The 18,275-nt window shown below is 40.7% G+C and carries 13 protein-coding genes; 2 read left to right on the plus strand and 11 right to left on the minus strand.

What is annotated here, in order from left to right; genetic code table 11:
• Window positions 1-4,628, minus strand: a 4,628-nt coding sequence (locus H6G77_RS33890; RefSeq protein ID WP_190873966.1) for a hypothetical protein, incomplete at its 3' end; no start/stop codon positions are given.
• Between the two features lie 34 nt (window positions 4,629-4,662).
• Here H6G77_RS33890 and H6G77_RS33895 point away from each other — a divergent pair.
• Complete coding sequence (locus H6G77_RS33895) at window positions 4,663-5,196, plus strand: hypothetical protein (protein WP_190595308.1); 534 nt, start codon at window positions 4,663-4,665, stop codon at window positions 5,194-5,196.
• A gap of 74 nt (window positions 5,197-5,270) precedes the next feature.
• Here H6G77_RS33895 and H6G77_RS33900 read toward each other — a convergent pair whose 3' ends face one another.
• Genes H6G77_RS33900 through H6G77_RS33920 form a run of 5 tightly spaced genes read right to left on the minus strand, consistent with a single transcriptional unit; the run spans window position 5,271 to window position 8,418 of the window.
• Window positions 5,271-5,666 carry a hypothetical protein gene (locus tag H6G77_RS33900; protein WP_190595309.1) on the minus strand — a complete coding sequence of 132 codons (396 nt, stop codon included), beginning with the start codon at window positions 5,664-5,666 and terminating at the stop codon, window positions 5,271-5,273.
• Window positions 5,667-6,188, minus strand: coding sequence for a hypothetical protein (locus H6G77_RS33905; RefSeq protein ID WP_199331749.1), 522 nt, complete (start codon window positions 6,186-6,188; stop codon window positions 5,667-5,669).
• Window positions 6,095-6,904, minus strand: coding sequence for a hypothetical protein (locus H6G77_RS33910; RefSeq protein ID WP_190873967.1), 810 nt, complete (start codon window positions 6,902-6,904; stop codon window positions 6,095-6,097). The genes H6G77_RS33905 and H6G77_RS33910 overlap by 94 nt, the downstream gene beginning before the upstream one ends.
• The gene (locus tag H6G77_RS33915) at window positions 6,885-7,277 is read right to left on the minus strand and encodes a hypothetical protein (RefSeq protein ID WP_190594942.1); all 393 of its coding nucleotides are present in this window, start codon (window positions 7,275-7,277) and stop codon (window positions 6,885-6,887) included. Before H6G77_RS33915 ends, H6G77_RS33910 begins: the two co-directional genes overlap by 20 nt.
• A gap of 22 nt (window positions 7,278-7,299) precedes the next feature.
• Window positions 7,300-8,418 carry a ParM/StbA family protein gene (locus H6G77_RS33920; protein ID WP_313934718.1) on the minus strand — a complete coding sequence of 373 codons (1,119 nt, stop codon included), beginning with the start codon at window positions 8,416-8,418 and terminating at the stop codon, window positions 7,300-7,302.
• A gap of 618 nt (window positions 8,419-9,036) precedes the next feature.
• On the opposite strand from H6G77_RS33920, the gene mobF reads away from it, so the two are divergent.
• Complete coding sequence (mobF, locus tag H6G77_RS33925) at window positions 9,037-13,149, plus strand: MobF family relaxase (protein ID WP_190594943.1); 4,113 nt, start codon at window positions 9,037-9,039, stop codon at window positions 13,147-13,149.
• A gap of 46 nt (window positions 13,150-13,195) precedes the next feature.
• Here the strand turns inward: mobF and H6G77_RS33930 are convergent, their stop codons facing one another.
• The 5 genes from H6G77_RS33930 to H6G77_RS33950 are packed head-to-tail and all read right to left on the minus strand — an operon-like array spanning window position 13,196 to window position 18,145.
• The gene (locus tag H6G77_RS33930) at window positions 13,196-14,359 is read right to left on the minus strand and encodes an apolipoprotein A1/A4/E family protein (protein ID WP_190594944.1); all 1,164 of its coding nucleotides are present in this window, start codon (window positions 14,357-14,359) and stop codon (window positions 13,196-13,198) included.
• An 18-nt stretch (window positions 14,360-14,377) separates the two neighbouring features.
• Window positions 14,378-14,779 carry a hypothetical protein gene (locus H6G77_RS33935; protein WP_190594945.1) on the minus strand — a complete coding sequence of 134 codons (402 nt, stop codon included), beginning with the start codon at window positions 14,777-14,779 and terminating at the stop codon, window positions 14,378-14,380.
• Window positions 14,780-14,799: 20 nt separating this feature from the next.
• Complete coding sequence (locus H6G77_RS33940; RefSeq protein WP_190594946.1) at window positions 14,800-16,560, minus strand: type IV secretory system conjugative DNA transfer family protein; 1,761 nt, start codon at window positions 16,558-16,560, stop codon at window positions 14,800-14,802.
• Window positions 16,557-17,762 (minus strand): hypothetical protein, encoded by a 1,206-nt coding sequence (locus H6G77_RS33945; protein ID WP_190594947.1) that lies wholly within the window; start codon window positions 17,760-17,762, stop codon window positions 16,557-16,559. Before H6G77_RS33945 ends, H6G77_RS33940 begins: the two co-directional genes overlap by 4 nt.
• Window positions 17,762-18,145: a hypothetical protein gene (locus H6G77_RS33950; RefSeq protein ID WP_190873968.1), complete on the minus strand. Its 384-nt coding sequence runs from the start codon at window positions 18,143-18,145 to the stop codon at window positions 17,762-17,764. The genes H6G77_RS33945 and H6G77_RS33950 overlap by 1 nt, the downstream gene beginning before the upstream one ends.
• Between the last annotated feature and the right edge of the window lie 130 nt (window positions 18,146-18,275).

Here is an 18,275-nt window from a genome sequence, read left to right on the forward strand (position 1 = left end):
GCGATCGCCAAATCTTTGCGTTCAGAATTTAATGCTAAATCATACGTTTTACCAGTAACACGGACAGTACCATCATTTCCAAGCTGACCTATATTTGATGCCAACTTCTGGGAAACCTGGGAGATTCGAGTGAGCGTATCTTGTTCCATTACCGCCAGGGCTTTGGGCGATAGCTGCCCCGTAACTTTAAACTCATTGGCAATTTGGACAATGCGTTGTTTGTAATCTTCTGATTTTCCCAGGTTGTTTGCAGTGGTGTACCATGAGCGCAGGTGGTCAATGGTTACGGACTGAGATTCTTGGCTGGGAGGTGTTTTCGGTTCAGTTAGACTGGTTTGCGACGGCTGCTGTAACTGTGAAGTTTGGGATAACGTTACTATCTGTAGTGGTTGTGGCGGTTTCAAATGCTTTGGACGGTCAGGTAGCGATCGCACTTTCTTCTCGTATTCAGTTTGGGACTCAATCACACTCCCAAATTTCTTGGCCATCGCCTCAAAAACTGGTTCAGGGATGGACGAGTTAGCCAAGGTAAAAACCTCTAGTCCCTTTTTCGTTTCCAATGGGACTTCCTCTGGTGGCACTTGGGCAATCGCAACATTCTTGTCAGCCAGCCATTTTGTTACTGCTTTAAGCTTATGGTTATCAACCACCAGTTGAGTCAATCCCAACATTTTATCTTCTGGTGTGGCAAACAACATGGTGGGACGCTCTTTTATTTTGTAGAGCATCGGTGCAGTTTTTGCGATCTCTCTGTGTTGTTCTTCATTGACTGTCTGTTGACCAAACACTTGGTTTTGTTTCACCCAAGTTTCAGGATATTGAACTGTTGCGGGGTCAACTTTCACGACCATTGTTGTGGTGAAATTGCTCTGGAGCGTCACATTAACTGGTGTTAATTGACCAAATTTTAGCGCCCCCAAGTTTTTGATTGCTTCTTTATCTTTATTGAAAAATAGTACTCCCAACGGTTCCCCATTCAAAAATACGGCATCTCTGATTTGAGACTGCGGTACTTCTAGGGTAAATCTTCTGTATTCAGTGTCATTAAATTTCTGACTTTGATAATCATAAGAATTAGTTTTATCAATCTTTATAAAATTCCCATTTGGTGACTCAGCTATCACAAAAGCATTGTGTTTTTCGGATATGGTCGTAAGCTTGAGATTAAGAGATTTCCCGTCAGCAAGATAGTTTACTGCCTGAAGTTGTTTGATAGAGTCGGCATCCAACTCTCCAAGAGTTTTACCATCTAATTTGATTTTTACTACTCTTGTGGGAACTGGTACTTTACCAATTTCCAATGTTACGGATTCACCATTCCATGTCTTGTCAGCGTAAGAAAACTTTTTGATTTCTCTGATGGTAAACTCTACTGCTTCTTTTCCTGGCACAACAACAGTGGCATTAGCAGTCGATGTTTCCCCAGGTAGAATTTTAGCTAGAGCTTTTGTCCCAATTGGTAAATGTGCTGTTCTCGGCTCCAATGCAGCGAATTCCCTATATTCGCCATCACCATCAGCAACGAACACTAATCTCGAAGCATGGCGCTCGTGTTCCGGTGGGTGGTCACTAGCTCGGATTTCTACATTGTACTTTTCGTCGGGGTTCCATTCTTTACCCTTGAAGTTGTTAGCCTCATTACTCAGCGTCCCTACTCGTAAATCAGTAAATTGCAGATGCTCTAACCGGGAGACAATTTCATCTGGGAACGCCGCGAACACAAAGTTGGGAGTCTTTTTCTGGATTTGACTTTTATGTTGAATTTTGAATTTTGTTAGCGCAGCGTTAGCGAGTCCGCGAGCGTCATTTTGAATTGATTCAAGTTCATCCTGTCGTGCCGCCCCCACATTCCAAGCCGCCGCCGCCGCCGACAATCGCTCCGACTCTGGTATGCTCTCACGGTATGCTTCAGCAAATTTGTACGCCTGCGAAAATAGCAGTCTAGTTTGCCCTTTGGTCAGTTCTGGCTTGAATTCAACTAGCTTGGCATTACTAGCTGACATCCCTGGCTTGAGTCCATGTTCTTCAATGGATTGGGGGCTAACTGTGCCGAATCTACGGAATTTGGGCTGGCCGTTATCGTCAAGCTCGTTGTCAATTTGTGCGATCGCTAATAATCTGTTACTGCGTTTGTCTGTCTCCAGCTTCAGATTAATAGATTCTGCCTTCCAAATGCCCGGATGTTTGTAGCGCAGGAGGTTTGTAATCTCCAGTTTCGTCCCCTGCTGGGTTTCAATGATGGTTGACGGCCCTTTCTCGGTTGAGCGCCGTCGCTCCATTGCTACTGCGGCATTATAGAGTTTGTCAAATTCGTACTTGGCGGCGATCGCGCTAAATCTCTGCTGGGGTGTAAATTCTACTCCTTGAAATAGGTTACTGAATTGGACTATAGGGCGGGATTCTAACTTTGATTCTTGGAAGTATTTGTTGGTTTGATTAATTAATAATTCTACTGGAGAGTAACCCTCTGTTTTTATCCCATAATTTAAATAAGCTGTTGGTGATTTTTTGTCTTTAATATAGTCAATTTGGCGATATAAATAGCGATTATTTTCTTTAATCAAGCCCATTTCAGGTTTTCTGGAGCTTTTGAATAAATCCACCGCAATTTGGTTGTGATAACACGCCTCCTCAATCATTTTACGATACAATTTATGATTAGTATTCATCGCTTGTTCAATGATTTCTGGAGTCCTATCTGGGTTTTGAGCGAGTGCTACAAATTCTTGTATATTCGGTTTATATTCTTCCCTAATTGGTTTCGGATTGTTTTGATAATTTTCTTCTTCTAGTAATTTCTCATAATGCTCTATTACTCTGTCTAAATAATAGGATTTTTGTTCAGAAGTTCCATAAGTTTTAAGGATTTCGATTTCAGACTCTAAAGATAAAAGTGAGGTCACTTGATTATTAATAATGCCCACACTGATGCCATCGCTCATGTGTATGGCTATTTGCTCAAATGGTGGTTGCTCTGAGTTAATATAAAATGATTGCTTTTTCTCTTTAACAGTAGGAGCATAAGCATTTTCAAGCTGATTTCTGTACTCCGCTTCTGCTGTAAGATTGGGGTATTTCCTAGCAAGTGCCACACCAATGCAGTCGCCGTCAAAATCTCGTCCCTGGCGTTCTGATTCGGTTTCTAATGGCACTATTTCGTCGGTCTGAAGCCTCGCTTTGATGCGTTTTAAATCTTCATCGTTGACGATAATAATACCTTCTAGACGTGTACCGTCTGGAGCTAAACAGTCATCAACAATTTTATTTGTCGAAACACATAAACCGTTAGAATTTAGGAATGGTGAACGGAAGTTGAGAACTTTTTCACCTTTATCCAACCAAGGCACACAGATTTCTCCGTTCTTCAATTCCTTGGATGGTATAATCATAGCTCTATCAAAGGTCAGTATCCCCCCCAGCGCGATATCTCTCCACTCTCCTTGGACGAATTTGGTAAGTTCTTTTCTGACTTTCTCTGTTTCTAAAATTTGGTTATGTCCACTCACCAAATCAGCTTTGATGAGCTTGTACATTAATAAATCATCTTTCTCTGACTCTTCCTCCAAGTCATCACTTGGTTCAAATTGTTCTTCAGCTTCATTCCATGTAAGAAGTTCTAATTGTTTAACAAGTGAACCATCAGCAACTTCAGATGTAATTTTCTGTTCCAATGAGGCTTTTTTTTCTTCTGTGAAAGCCTTACGTTTTTCGTATTTCTCACAGAAAAGTTGAGCCACTTTTCTGGGGTCACTTTGGGATTCAGCTAGTTTTTGGGCTTGTGCCTCCAGTTCCTCAGCAAAGTCTTTGATACCTTGAGGAAATGATGCTAATAGCTGAGATATTGCTGTTTTACCGCGTTCTGATTGTGACTTTTCGCCTAGCCAGATTTTTTGTCTGTAGAGTCCTGGTTGAATTTGGGGTTTAATGGCTCCACCTGGACGATCCTTATCTGTACCTTTGAAGCTAGAGAGGGGGAGAATTAGGTCGATTTTTTGTTCATTATTAGTGTCAGCGTATCTTATTTTTTCTAAGTTGCAAGGTCTTAGTGTCCCTTTACCGAAGCGATATTTAGTATCTTGCCCATCATTCTCTGTCCAACCAAAACGGTGCTGAATGACACGATAACTTTTATCTTGCTGTTCAACTCTATTAGTTAATTTATCATAAAGTTGTGTTGATATCTGCCCATAACAATCTCCTACTAGTTTATAAGCGTCTTCTTTGTCAATAACTTCTCCGTTTTCTCCATTAGCATCATCCACAACTAGAATATTTAATTCTTCATTGATTGCATTTTTGCAAGCCCCCAAAAATATTGAGCCGTAAGCCCCTCTATCTTTTCTATCAGGGCATAATTTATCGATTATTTCTAAGCATTCTGGAGAACCATACAGTAATCTGGTTTTAGAAGATAATAAAAGAGTCTGTCCATTTGGATGATTTTTTAAATCTTCTGGAGTACTATATTCATCTAAATGTCCAAAAGAAAATTCTTTACCAGAAAAGTAAAACTCAAGTAGAGTATTATTCAACTTTTCAGTTAAAATTGACTCAGAATTCTTAATACGTTCATCGGTATGAATCCACTGGTTTAACCTAGTATCAAAATGCTTGAATTCTAGCGACATGATTTTATTTAAACATTGTTTTTAGGAGTTTAGTATGTCAAGAATTAAACGATGGATTAACATAAATCGTAAAGAGTTTAATCCAGATGGAACGTTAAAGCCTGAAGCCAGAGAACAGATGTTATCTAAAGGTATGAATAATGCAGCAATTGATAGTTATGCTCGCAGATGTAAGGCAGAATACGATGAATGGAAACGCCTGGACGAAACCGAACCAGAAGAATGGATAGAGTACACAGCCTACGACTTCTTTACGCCCACCGAGAAACAACAGTTCAACCCAGATGGTTCTCTTAGATCCAAATATGTAGAATCTGAACTGAGAAAAGGGACTAGTCCAGAGTGGTTAGAAGAAATGGAAAGGCGCAAGAAGATTGATGTTGATAACTATAATCGGGTGTCTCAAAGAGAAGCAGCATTAGGCATAAATTTTGGGCAGCAAGAAATGAATAGGTTACGTGCCTCAAACCGAACCTATAAACAACGCCTCGAACAAATGCAGGTAGACTTGCGGAACTGCGAAGAACCCAGTTCCCTCCCTTTCGACAAAGACACCCCCTACTTCTAAAAATCAGTCCGGGCTAACTTTGAAGTTTGTGTGATTGTAGGGACAATGAATGATATCACTGTCCCTACAATGTTTTACCTCAGTTCCTTTTTGGGAATCTGTTGGGGTAAATGTTGCTGAGTAATCTGAGGTAAAGAACAGGATGGTGCGGTGAGCAACTTAACCAAGCTACCAAAGCAAGCAATCACAAGCAAGAAAGCCAAAGCAGTTTGACTAACTCTATACCAAGAATTAAAAGCTAGTTTAAACTGAATTCGTTTGAGAAAAATTGCTTCTAGCTTCTGTTCACTTATTCGATTCTTCAGAAAGTTCAAAGCTACTAGACAGTTAGAAATATCTTCACCTCTTTGAACCTTCTGGCATAACAAAATCTCTAAACGATTAATTCGTTCTTCTGGAGTATGCAAATAAACATCAGACCAATAAACATCAGACCAATCTTCACTAAGTTCAATCTTTTGTAGTTCCATTTATTTTTGACGACGACGCGGTTGTTTTAGAGAGCGTTGATAGTCTTCTAATATCTGCTTCTTCTGCGCTGGGAGAATCACAGATTTTTTATCCAAACGCAGTTGATAGCACAGGCTTTTTTCTGACGGACAGGAGATGGCAGATGGTTCATTAAACCCCCACATTAATCCTCCGAACAGAGTTGAAGCAGCAAAAGTAAAAAACATCGCAGTTCCAGAACGACCAGAACCAACCCACCGACCAAAATAAAATAGGTTTGACTTAAACTGTTCAAAGCTTTGTTGACGGAGTTTTTGTTTTTTCTCTTGCGCTTGGTTCCAGGCTTGTAGATTTTTTAACTTTTCCGAAGCTAATTTCAAAGCCTTGGTATTAGATGTCTTATCTACCTGAATATCAATCGTGCGTTCTCGCTGCTCAATTTCTTGTTTTAGCTGGTAGTCGTATCGTTGTCTGATGCGCTCGGCAATTGCATTGAGTTCATTCGAGTAGGGGGCAAGAATTTGATCTGATGTTTCTCCCACAATTGTTGCATCGGAGATGGCTTTCCCTCAATTCTTGCTAAAATCTGTTTTTCCATTTGCTTTAAGAAATCTTCGCTCTCTTCTGGTTGTTCGGCTAATCTAGCTATAGCTTTTTTAGTGTAAACTTGCCGCACAAGTCCACGAGGAATTTTTTCAACAAATTTATCTGTAACTTTATCGACCATGCCTGTTAAATCTGATTCAGTTTCTGTAGTGATATCTTCAATGTCTACTAAAACATTAGATATTGATGTTTGTTCTCCAATGGACTGACAAGCGTCAATGAATCGCTCAACTTCTTGAGGAGTATATTCATCTTGTTCTTCTAGTTCACAGAATTCAAGGATTTTTAATGCTTCACTCAACTTGAGTTTAAAGCCCTGTTTTCGAGCGAAGTTTAGTAATCCAGTTATGTCCAATGATTTAGTTGGTTTTTTCTGCCCTTTTTTTCCATTATTGTTTTCAAAAACAGAATTATTCTGAACTGTTTCTAAAACAACTATCGATGGTAATAAATTTTTAATCTCCTCATCAGTTTTACCTTGCTCCATTAAAGAACGACATTCCCGAAAACGGTCGGCATCGTCCTCTGTATACGATTCTTTTTCGCCTATTTCACTCAAATGCAAAGTCCGATTGATTTCTTCTGGAGAGAGATTATTAAAAAGTTCATGTGGTTGGTACATAAGAAACTCCTTATTTAGAAAATGTTCCAAAAGGATTTAGCCAGTTAGTATCTTGTTGCGTCTGTTCTGGTACAGCATTGGATACTAGTGATACTTCTTTTGGGCTTCTTTTAGTGTCAATCGTCCCTACGCCCTGAGATAAAGTCTCTCCTAGCAAACCCAATAAGTATTCCTGGTGAAGTTGAAGACGATAAATGCAAGCGCGAATCTGCTGTTCTAAGTCCGGTGATTTTTGCTGCATTGTTTGATAGGCCAAAGGTAGCCAATAACTAGTAATCGCAATCATTACCATATCTTTAGCTGGATAAAGAGTATTTTTTGAGTTTAAATACTTGATTAACATCGCCTCATAACTACTCGTATCGACTCTAGCTCTCAAACGAAATTCAACATCTTGAAGCATTCTACATTCCTCTCACAAATTACTACGACACCTGAATTGATGGAGCAGATGTAAAATTATTTTGATAACGGAACAATCCATATACATCTGTGAACCGTAGGCATAACGCATCTTTTTTCGGTGGCAAGTTAAAAGCTAAACGCACATCCTCTTCTAATTCTGCTGCCCAGGAAATATCCGTATGGCTAAATAAGTTTGTTAACTCTGTCGCTAAGTATTCCGATGTTCCTCCACCAATAATCACTTGTTGCACATCTACAGGAATATTAATACTGAGCCAAATAGATACCTTGTTCCAGTATTCTTTCCGCGATAAACTCACAGCTTCCGTAATTTGCGTTATCTCCTCAGCCTTGAATTCCGCATTTTTGCTCCGAGCCAAGTTTTTAAAGTGCTTTGGTTTAATTGTTGAACCTGATAAATGAACAGCTTTTAACAAATCATGTAATTTCTGTCCTGACGTTCGGCTTTTGATTCTGTCCAACATCCAGGCTAATCCTAACCCTTCCGTCTTTCCTCTTGATATCCCACGCTCAAAAATCACAGATGATATATCCCTAAACCCCATCATTACTACAGCCATGTTCACTCTATTGAAGTCTTGACCGAGCTTTTTACTTTTGGTTAATACCAATCCCCCACCTTCTGGGAGGCACTGAAAACTCATCAGTTTTACACAAAATTGTTGACCTCGGAAGCAGAAATTAAACAAAGCCTTCGTCAAACCCCCTTCTAATCTTTCTCTGTCTTCCCACTCCCCATAAGGTAACAGCAGCCCTAATGACAAATTAAACTTCGTTCCTAGCCCTTCTTTCATCGCTATTGATCCAACTGCTGCTAATGTTTTCGGAATTGCATTCTCATACTTGAGTTCCAAAAAATTCACACTAGCCTCGAAATATTTTTGAGCTAAAAACCCCACTGCATAACATTGTTCATCGTTGTACTCCACCCATGCCTCATTCTCTGGATTCGGCCTACTGATTTGTCTCGATTCATACCCTTTGAGCGAATCTCTCGAAGTCTTCATCAACTCAGGCTCCATACAAAACATTTCTGGCTTTCGTGTCGTCTCCGACAAAATCCGATAAACCATTTTTGTCATTGATGTTCCAGGGTCAAGACTTAACAACAAGTCCACAACTTTTTCTCCTTTTTCGTTTTTCCTATTTATTGATAACTACTATCAATAACTAAACGCTCACTCAACGCTCGACAAAGCAGCCACTCTACAAGGGTTCTAGAATTTATTAAAAATTGTCACATTTTCTTATTTATTTTACTATTTTATGTTTTAAACAAAAATCCCAACATTTAACATATCTGCCTGATTTTCCCCACTTCGTCCCAAAAATTACTTTTTATTCCCTACCTTTTTTATATATTTAACATCATTAACTCTAAATATTATCATCAACTTAATATTTTCCAACAATTCCCAATATTTCCCTGAACTTCTCAGAAGTCTCCCAAATATTCCCAGTATTTTTCATTAATTTTTAAAGCTTTAAGACACTGTAATTGGAGTTTTTCTGACGCACAGTACGCCATATTTGGCGGAAAGTTTTTTGAGTATTTTGTTATATTAGATTAAGTCGGAATTTTTGAGAAAAATATTTTTTGAAGTTGAAGTCTCACCGAAAATTTTCAACTCGGCATCAAATTTATTTTGGTTTGATGTCGAGAGTGAACTGTGACTTCAAAGGTGAACAGTAATCGCTTAAGTAAAGTTATGTAAAACTTCTTCGAGAGGTGAGCGATGCTGACAGCTGCTAACGTGTCATCCGAGATGGCAGTAAACTACTTCATCAAGAATTACTATCACCAAGGAAAGTCCCTTTGGAGTGGGAAAGGTGCTTCCAAGTTAGGATTATCTGGGGCGGTTGACGATGAAGATGCTTTTAAAAATGTGATTGAGGGGCGTACGCCTGATGGTAAGGAACAGTTAAATGCCAGAGTAGTCAAGAAGGGACAAGAAAAAGAACGCAGAGCCGCCCTAGACTGTACATTTTCTGCGCCCAAAAGTGTGAGCTTGATGGCATTGGTGGGAGGGGATACTCGTTTAATCGACGCTCACCATCAAGCATTGAAACAAACCCTAGAACTAATAGAGCAGCGTTACGCCTACACCAGAGTAACCGGTGATAATGGCAGACATAGAGTTAAGACTGGCAACTTGGTGGTAGCCCAGTTTGACCACATCGAAAGTCGGGACTTAGACCCACATCTGCACACCCATTGTTTGCTGATGAATATGACGCAAACACCAGATGGCAAGTGGTTGAGTCTAGGCAATAATGAAATATTCGCCAATAAGAAATTCTTGGGCATGGCATACCAAAGCTATCTGGCGCGTGAAGTGCAGAAGCTAGGGTATGAGATAGAACATCGCTTACACGGGCAATTTGATATAAAAGGCTTTAAAGAAGAAGATAAGATCGCATTTTCCAAACGACGACAACAAATACTTGCTGCTTCTGGGGCTAATTCCACCTGGGCAGAAAGGGAGAAAATCTGGGATCAAACCAGACAACGCAAAGAAAAGTTACCAGAATCAGAGTTAAAAGCATACTGGGAAAAAGAAGCACAGGCGTTAGGGATTACCTTTGTCAAGCCTGGGGAACCACAGGAGAATGTACCAGACAACGACAAGATTTTAACTGGGGTTTTAGATTTGGCGATCGCTCATTGCAATGAGAGGAATGTCGCTTTCAAACTAGAAGACTTAGAAAAATTCATCCTAGAAGAACGTTTAGCCACTGATGTAGCAGCAATTGAGCCACTGGTAAAATCCCACCACGAGTTAATCGGCTTGCCGGGTTTGACTCATCAATTTACGACGATGACAGCAGTACGGCGGGAGTTGGCAACTATTGACTTAATGCAGCAGGGACAAGGTAAAGTCAACGCAATTTCGCACCCGGAAGTGGTTGAAAGCCTGTTACAGAATACGTTACTGAACCAAGGGCAACGCAAAGCGGTAGAATTAGCTACCTTGACCCAAGACCAGTTTATTGCATGGCAGGGAGTAGCTGGTGCTGGTAAGACTTTCGCCCTCAAGGAACTAAAAGCGATCGCTGCCAATTCTGAATACACAATCAAAGGCTTCGCCCCCAGTTCCGCCGCAGCTAAGGTTTTAAGTGAAGAGTTAGGGGTTCAATCCGAAACTGTCGCTAGGTTGTTGGTTTCGGAATCGCCACCAGAAATTGAACCAAATCAAATTTGGATTGTGGATGAGGCTGGGCTACTTAGTGCTAAGAATGCCCAAGCACTTCTACAACGGGCTACTCTTGAGCAAGCGCGATTAATTTTAGTTGGAGATACTCGGCAATTATCAGCCGTGGAAGCTGGTAATCCGTTCAAGTCTTTGCAGCAGGCGGGAATTAAAACTGCACACCTCAATGAATCCTTGCGCCAAAAAGACCCACAGCTAAAATTAGCAGTAGATTTGATTGCTGAAGGTAGAATTAAAGCGGGTTTTGAGCATTTATTAAATAATGGTTCTATAAAAACTGTAGATGCAGAGTCCAAAACAGAGCAGATTGCCAGTGATTATATAGTAGGGACACCAGAACAAAGAGTCAAAACCCTTGTTTTGGCTGGGACGAATGCCGAAAGACTTGCCCTTACCCAAGCCATTCGCTCAAAACTTAAAGATGAAGGGACTTTGGGAGAAACGGCAACTATCACCCAATTGCAGACCAAAAATCTCTCAAAAGTGCAGATGCGGTTTGCCCATAACTTTGTAATTGGCGACGTGATCACGCCGACACGGAACTACAAGCGTCGGGGATTGGAGAAAGGCAAACTTTATGAAATAGTAGGTCAAACTACTGACGGTTTAACTCTTAAAAGTGATGATGGCAAGTGTTTAGAAGTCGATACAGCCTTTGATAAAGCTGTGTACCAGAGGCAAGAGATTGAAATTGGCGTAGGCGATCGCTTGCAATGGAAGAAGAACGATAGACAATTGGGACGACGCAACGGACAAGAATTTACTGTTACGGCGATCGCTCTTGGTACAGCCCAGATTCAATATCTTGATGGTCACACTGAGTCTATCAGCTTAAGAGAAGCCCAGAACCTAGACTATGCCTTGGTAAGTACGACATATAGTAGCCAAGGTAAGACCGCAGACCGTGTGCTAATTTCGGCGGACTTTACGATTGGACAAGAAAGTTTTTATGTTGCGACCAGTCGTGCCAAACATGAACTCAAAATTTATACCGAAGATCCAACGCGATTATTGGAGTTAGCACAGGAATCGAAAGCTAAAGAAAATGCTCTGGAATTGCTACGAACACAGGTTCAATCTGAAAAACCGGAAGTAACTCTCAGTGCTGAGGTTTCTACTTCAGTCAAACAAAACACAGCATCAACTTCAGTTGTACAGCCAACCCTGAAGTCAGCACTATCTAGCGTACCAACACCTTTGGAAGCACCCACACAAACTCCTCTAGTCCCGCCAATACTCAAAGGGACACCAGAAATTTCCCAGGTTTTTGAAAAACCCATACTCAAACCAAAAACATCTGTACCTACTGTTGCATTTTGGACTCCATCTTCTGCACCATGTCCTAACCATATAGACCCAGAACACTGGCAAGAACTAGTAGAAAAAAGTGCGATTCATCCTATGATTGCGGCTTTGAACTTTAAAAGCTTACATCTTGACCCCATAGAACAAGAACATGAGGCTTGGGAATATCTTATATATAGTGACAATATCTCCCGCCGGAATGATGGACGACTCAGGGATGGAGATTTACGGAGATATTCTCACATTGAAGCTGGTGGCTGGTGGTGTCATGCTGGTGTTGATCCGCGTTGCTTCCCCAATTTACAACCAGGAGAAAAGCCGACTGCTAAAATCTGGGGGTGCTACAAACCCAACGCTCCCAGAAATCAAATTGATGAACCAGGGAAACTAATTAAATATGAGCATCCGCCTAAAACTGATTTAAGTATCTTTTTACTAGATATCCCTGATGATCTAGCTGACCGGATCTATAAGAAGCATGGAGTAGAGCCAACCAATAGCGATCGCACTTTGGGATTTTGGTACTGTGTTTGGAGACATAATCTCCCCATCATGATCACGGAAGGAGCGAAGAAGGCCGCCAGTTTGTTAAGCCAGGGTCACGCCGCCATTGGAGTGCCGGGAATTTATGCGGGATATCGCAGTAAAGATTCATTGGGTGAGCCAATCAAACCTATATTACATGATGAGTTAGCTGTTTTTGCCACACCCAACAGACATATTCAGTTTTGCTTCGACTACGAAACTAAGCCCAAAACATTACAAAATGTTGAAATTGCCACATCACGGACTGGACAACTTTTAGAACAGCAGGGTGCAGAAGTTAAAGTTGTTACCCTACCAGGCCCAGATAAAGGAGTGGATGATTTTATCGTCGCTCAAAGCCCTCTCGCATTAGAGAAAGTCATCACTGAAGCGATGAATTTAAAAGATTGGCAACAACGTAAACGTGCCATAGAACCACCTCGCAAGTTGACACCAGAAGAACGTCAACAGCGACTAGCGGTTCACCTTAAACAAGAAACTATCAATGCCACTCAAGATAATTTAGAACTACATCTCCAGCAGATGATCCAAAACTTAGATCAACCAAAGCTGAAGGCTTTATTTATAGAAGTAGGAAAGTATGTTAAAGGCGAAAAATTTACGGGTGAACAAGTCAACGAATTATTCTTTTTAGCTGGTCAAGCTGATTCACCGTTAAGTTTTGAGCAAAGAATGAATACCGTTCGCCAATTAATTAGAGATAACAAAGCCCAACTTATGAATAAGTTAGGACTAAATTTTCAACAAGAAAATTGCAAAGAAAAACATAACAGGTTTAGGCGGTAACATAACTGCGGTAGCGAGAGCGTCCGCCACGAATTGCGAATTGGTATTATCTACCCATTTTTCTAAAAGCAGATGCTGATTCTTTTTGGGTGGCATCTATCTCAAGTTTATGACTTCTACTAACAACAGAATAAACTTTATCAAGTGCTTCTGACTGCTGCCTTGAAAGATTAGGAGATAACTCTCCATCCTCAAGAACTATATCCCCATTTTTAGCCCGAACAACTACACTCTCACCTTGCTGTTCAAAATCAAAACTAGCACTTTTGAAACTTAAAGAACCATCTGGGTTGGTTTGACCAAAAATCTTCAGGAGTGCTTTTATACTTTGTTCAAGTGCTTTAGCTTTAGCATTATCAACAGATTTATTAATGTTAGATTTAACCTCTTGAACACTTTGCTTAATAGTGTTTTTAACACCATTCACCCGCGTGTCTATTTTTTGTTTTAAGTCACTAGCTTGTTTATTTACTTTAGCTCTAAGCTTTGTGACTGCGGGTGTCAGCACATCTTTAATTTTCTCAAATAATTTTTTGGTAGTTTGTTTTAGAGACTTCTCAACCGTTCCTACCCAATTTTGAAGTTTAGTATTTTGAATTGGCGATAAAGACCGTTCATTTATTGCTGAAAGAGCTTTTTGGATATTCTCTATGAATTTTTGTTGTTGCTCTAATGATTTACTCAATTCACTAACTTGAGCAGCTAATTTGGAAACTAATTCAGGTGTCTGTTGGTTTTTTTGAAGTCCGTCAATGATTTTCTGCTGTGCTTCTACTTTAGATTGTAAATCCTGAATTTGTTTTTGGATAGTTTCTACACTATCTGGAGTTTTAACTTGACTTTTCTGTGCTGTTTTCTGGGCTGGAGCTTGCTCTATTGGAGCCAAGCCTAATTTATCAGTTTTAACTTGACCATCTTGAACACGAAAAACTTCTTGTTTTCCAATCTTAATTGAGATTGTCCCCTGAGATTTTTTCGGGTCTGAGATAGCTATCCTAATCTTGTTAACTTGTTCTGGGGTCAGTGTATTTTTGGATGGCTTTTCTCCAATAGCACCTTTGTAGACTTTCTCTCTACCAACATTAATAGTTACATCATCATTAGTTTTTATGTCTTTTGATTTTGCTTTCTGTTGAATCAGTTTAAGTAAAGATTCTAAAATCTCTAGATAGTCTCGTTTGATTTCATTGGCATCTCCATTTTCAATCATAATTTTTACTTCCTTATTTTATATTTGCTTTGATAGAAGCTCAATAATCAAAGATTCCGTAACATTTATCTCTGGCAGAATAACTCCGCCTAGCTTGTCTAGAATCACTCTACCTTCAATTTCGATATAAACCCAATTGCCATCAATTCCTACTTGAATAGCTGCGGCATTTTTTCTTTCACTAGGAACATATCGCTCTAGTTTTCCCTCCCACACTTGAAAAACAGCCTCATCATCAACATCGTTATAAACATCTATAGCCTGGGGAATATAATTGTTGGGCAAAGGTTTATCATCCCAGGCATCAAGTACATTATAAATTTCACAGGGATATTTATGAGCCAAGACTGCTATATCAGATGGAAGTTTAGCAGTAATTTGTTGCCAATCATCATCAGATAGTAGATAATTTGATGCCATATTTTTCTCCGAATTTTTCTCTAAATTAAAGCAGCGATTTCTTCTAGTTGCTCTTTGTTTTCTATCAAAGGTAACAATCTTTGTGCCTCTTCTCGTCGGATTTTCATCTCTTCATTTGCTGGAGTTTGGAGAGTAGATTGAGATGCTAACTTACTTTGAAACTCATACCAAATTTTAATACTCTGGGCTTCCGATTTAATATCTCTTTGGGGAATCTTTATTTTCTCTAAAATCGGCAAACTTATTTGACCACGAGAACGAAATCCTGGACTAATAATTACCGCTTTTCCTTCTGGTAAAGTGTTGAATTGATTAATTTCAAACAGCTTGCGAGTGCTGTTTTGGTCAGAATTAGAAGTACTGGCTCCTCCACTTCCTCCTGAAGAACGAGATCGCTGCTTGTACTTGATTTCAAAATCCCCCAAAAAATTACTAAATCTTTCAGCAGCAATATCATCCTGTGGATTGAAAAATGCCTTGGTAGCACAACCACCAAAAATCGCATTAGTGGTATTCTCCCCATAAGCTTCTTCCAGCATTGATAGGTTTTGTAATCCCAGGATTGAAACTAGCCCATCTTCGCGGTTTTGATTCAGCCAGTCTACCAAGGCAGGTAAATACAGCGTAGGTAGCTCGTCAATTCCCAGCACCAAAGGACAAGTACGTTTACCAGCGACATTTCTACTAACTAATAGATGCAGAATCGAAACTAACAAAGGTGCGATTACATCACGCTTCTCTTTGTTCATTCCGAAAATCACCATCTGCCGACCTTTCAAATCCAAAGGAATATTAGTTTTACCGCAAAAAGCTGCTAATGCTGCGGGAACCATAAATCGACTAAACAAACCACTGGCTGTACCCACAATTGAAGCGGCTGTTTCCGGCGAACCAGCTACAGACACAAACTGTGCAAAGGCTTCTCTGACCATGAAATTCATGTCTTCGGCTTGTTCAATGCGATATACTAATTTAGGCAGCCCCAAGATGGCTTGGCACATCATGATATCTGGGTACTTTGTGCCTTTCGCCAGCATAAATACAGCTTGTACCAGTTGGTCGCCAGCATTCGTAAAAAAATCATTTCCTGAACTGTCAGAGCCAAGTTGAAAGTTCCGGTTTAATGTAATGGCCAACTGACGTGCCATTTCTGAGTCTTCATTGTTCCGCAAAAAATCGATCGGATTTGCAACTGCTGATTCTGGGAAGCCCGGAGCTAACACCGTCACTTTATACCCACGTTCTAGAGCATATCCCGCCAGTGATGGGGCTTGTCCTTTAGATGCAGCTGTGGCTGATTCTTGCTCGGCATACTTGAAATCATAGAGGATTACCGGAAACCCCTGGTCAATTGCCGAACGCAGCAATGGTGTCACCATCGAGAATGATTTCCCACTTCCAGGCCCACCAGCTACTAAAATTCCCCGTTGTGCCTCTGGTAAATATAACGTTCTTTTGTCTTCGGGAATCTGCGTAATTCTTCTTCCCTTCACAATTTCAGTTTTGGTATTTTCAGGAGTTCCCACAAATAAAGACACTCGATTGTGCTTTCTTGCCTGAATTTGCTTGCACCCCAGTTTCCGCGCGGCTGCTTTCTCTGTACTACCTCCCCATCTAGCAGTCGCTAACTTTCCTTTTCCTCCTTTGCCATCAATGTATTTGGCTATAATGATCAGCAAGCCACAAAACAGTATTCCTAGTCCGGCGGGTGATATCAATGCTGATTCTAGTCCTGGGGGAACTAATTGATTTGGGTTAACTGTAGAGGTAGTTTGCGTCATCGCCCTGTCCCCACAATTACTAAGTCATTTTCTTTGACTGGTATCCACGGCACTGGCCCAATAAAGTAGGGTGTGCAGGTCTTAGCCAAAAAAGGCGGACGAGCGCAGATTCTAAAATACAATGCAAAATCTGCTGTTCCTGTTGATTCATTGGTGTTAGTTAAGACAACTTTAAACCCATTACCGTACACAAGTCTGCCAGTTGGCTCTTTGCCATCATTGACCACCGCCAATAATCCATAGCCCCCTTTTACTTGTGGCGAATCTGTACCGGATGCCCAACGTTTACCGTACAATCCGGCATTGGGTGTAAAATCCCCTAACTCCAAATAAGCGCATTTTTTACCTGCTAGACAAGCTTTTGGAACTGTGCTATCGCCTCTGACTACGCTACCAGAAACATAATAGCTATCTCCAACTTTGGCATCTCCCTGTTCAGCTTCCCCAAACACCACCGAAGCAATACCTACAACTGCTTGACCAGAATCTATCGGTTGAGGCATTTTCGCAAATGGTACAAATTTGAGATTCGGAATTTGATTAATGTATGTTTGTTGCCATTTCTGAAAGTTACGGATTGGTGTCCTTTCTAACCCTGGTATAGATTCAGCTGAATAATCCCCTAAATCTATGTCCCCTAATTGTTTTTTCGCTAAATTTGGACGAGTGCGGATACAGTCGTTAATTGTGCCTGATTTACACTTTTGGGGTAAATAACCCGATTCTCCAAACAGTTTCAGTATTGGTTTTACTTGTTTGACTTTTAACTGTCCAAGTCCTGGTATTGCCTTAACTAAGGATTGGGTAGTTTGCCATTTCACGAATCCGACATCTTTCAACGTTGGTTGTTGAGATGTAGATGGGTCAGCAAGGGCAACTTTTGTGATTCCTTCCAGGGTAAAAGACCCCAACTTAAAAGCATCTTCCGCATCTCCTAACATCACCACTTGATCCGATTTTTGCCCTGCATCCCAAGAACGTGACGGATCATAGCCAAATACCGGAATTAGCTTTGGTGGAATTTTGATGAATCCTGCTTGTTGCAGTGCTGGTAAACTATCCCAAGTTACTTTGTCCCAGTCCGGTACTGAAGCTTGATATTTCCCTTGGGTGTATGTTGTCGTTGGTGGTTGTGCAGTAGCTTGTGAATTAATGATTGCGATCGCTCCTACCAACGTGAGTGATTTTAATCGCTGTATCATCAGAGTTTCCCTGCCTCTATTAATTGATTCAATAAATCTGCATTCACTCCCGTTCGGGCGATCGCTGTTTTTCTACTCTCACCCTGTCTGAGCAATTTAATCGCATCTTGAAACTTCTTCCAAGTCGGGGAATTAGGTTTGATTGTGCCTTGTTGTCGCGCTAAGGCTAAACCATAAACGAGGGCATTGGCATCATCCCTCTGTAAAGTTGTACCTGTTGGTTTGGCAGTTCGTCTCACTGTTACCAATTGTTGATTAAGTGCTGCGTTAGCTGGTGCAACAGTTAGCCTCTGTATTGGTGTTTCATCAGCAGATGGCGGTTTTTTAGCCACTACTTGAGTATGGCTGGCAACAGTAAGCGGTTTTTTTGGTGCTACTGCCACAGGTTTGTTGACTACAGCAATACCTTCGCCAAAATAAGAGGATGAAGAGAGAGGGCTGATGTAGTAGAGTTATTGTCTTCCCAAACGACAACTCAAAAGCCACAACAAGCCCATGCCCGATATCTTATCA

Source organism: Aulosira sp. FACHB-615 (assembly GCF_014698045.1).
Lineage (GTDB): Bacteria > Cyanobacteriota > Cyanobacteriia > Cyanobacteriales > Nostocaceae > Nostoc_B.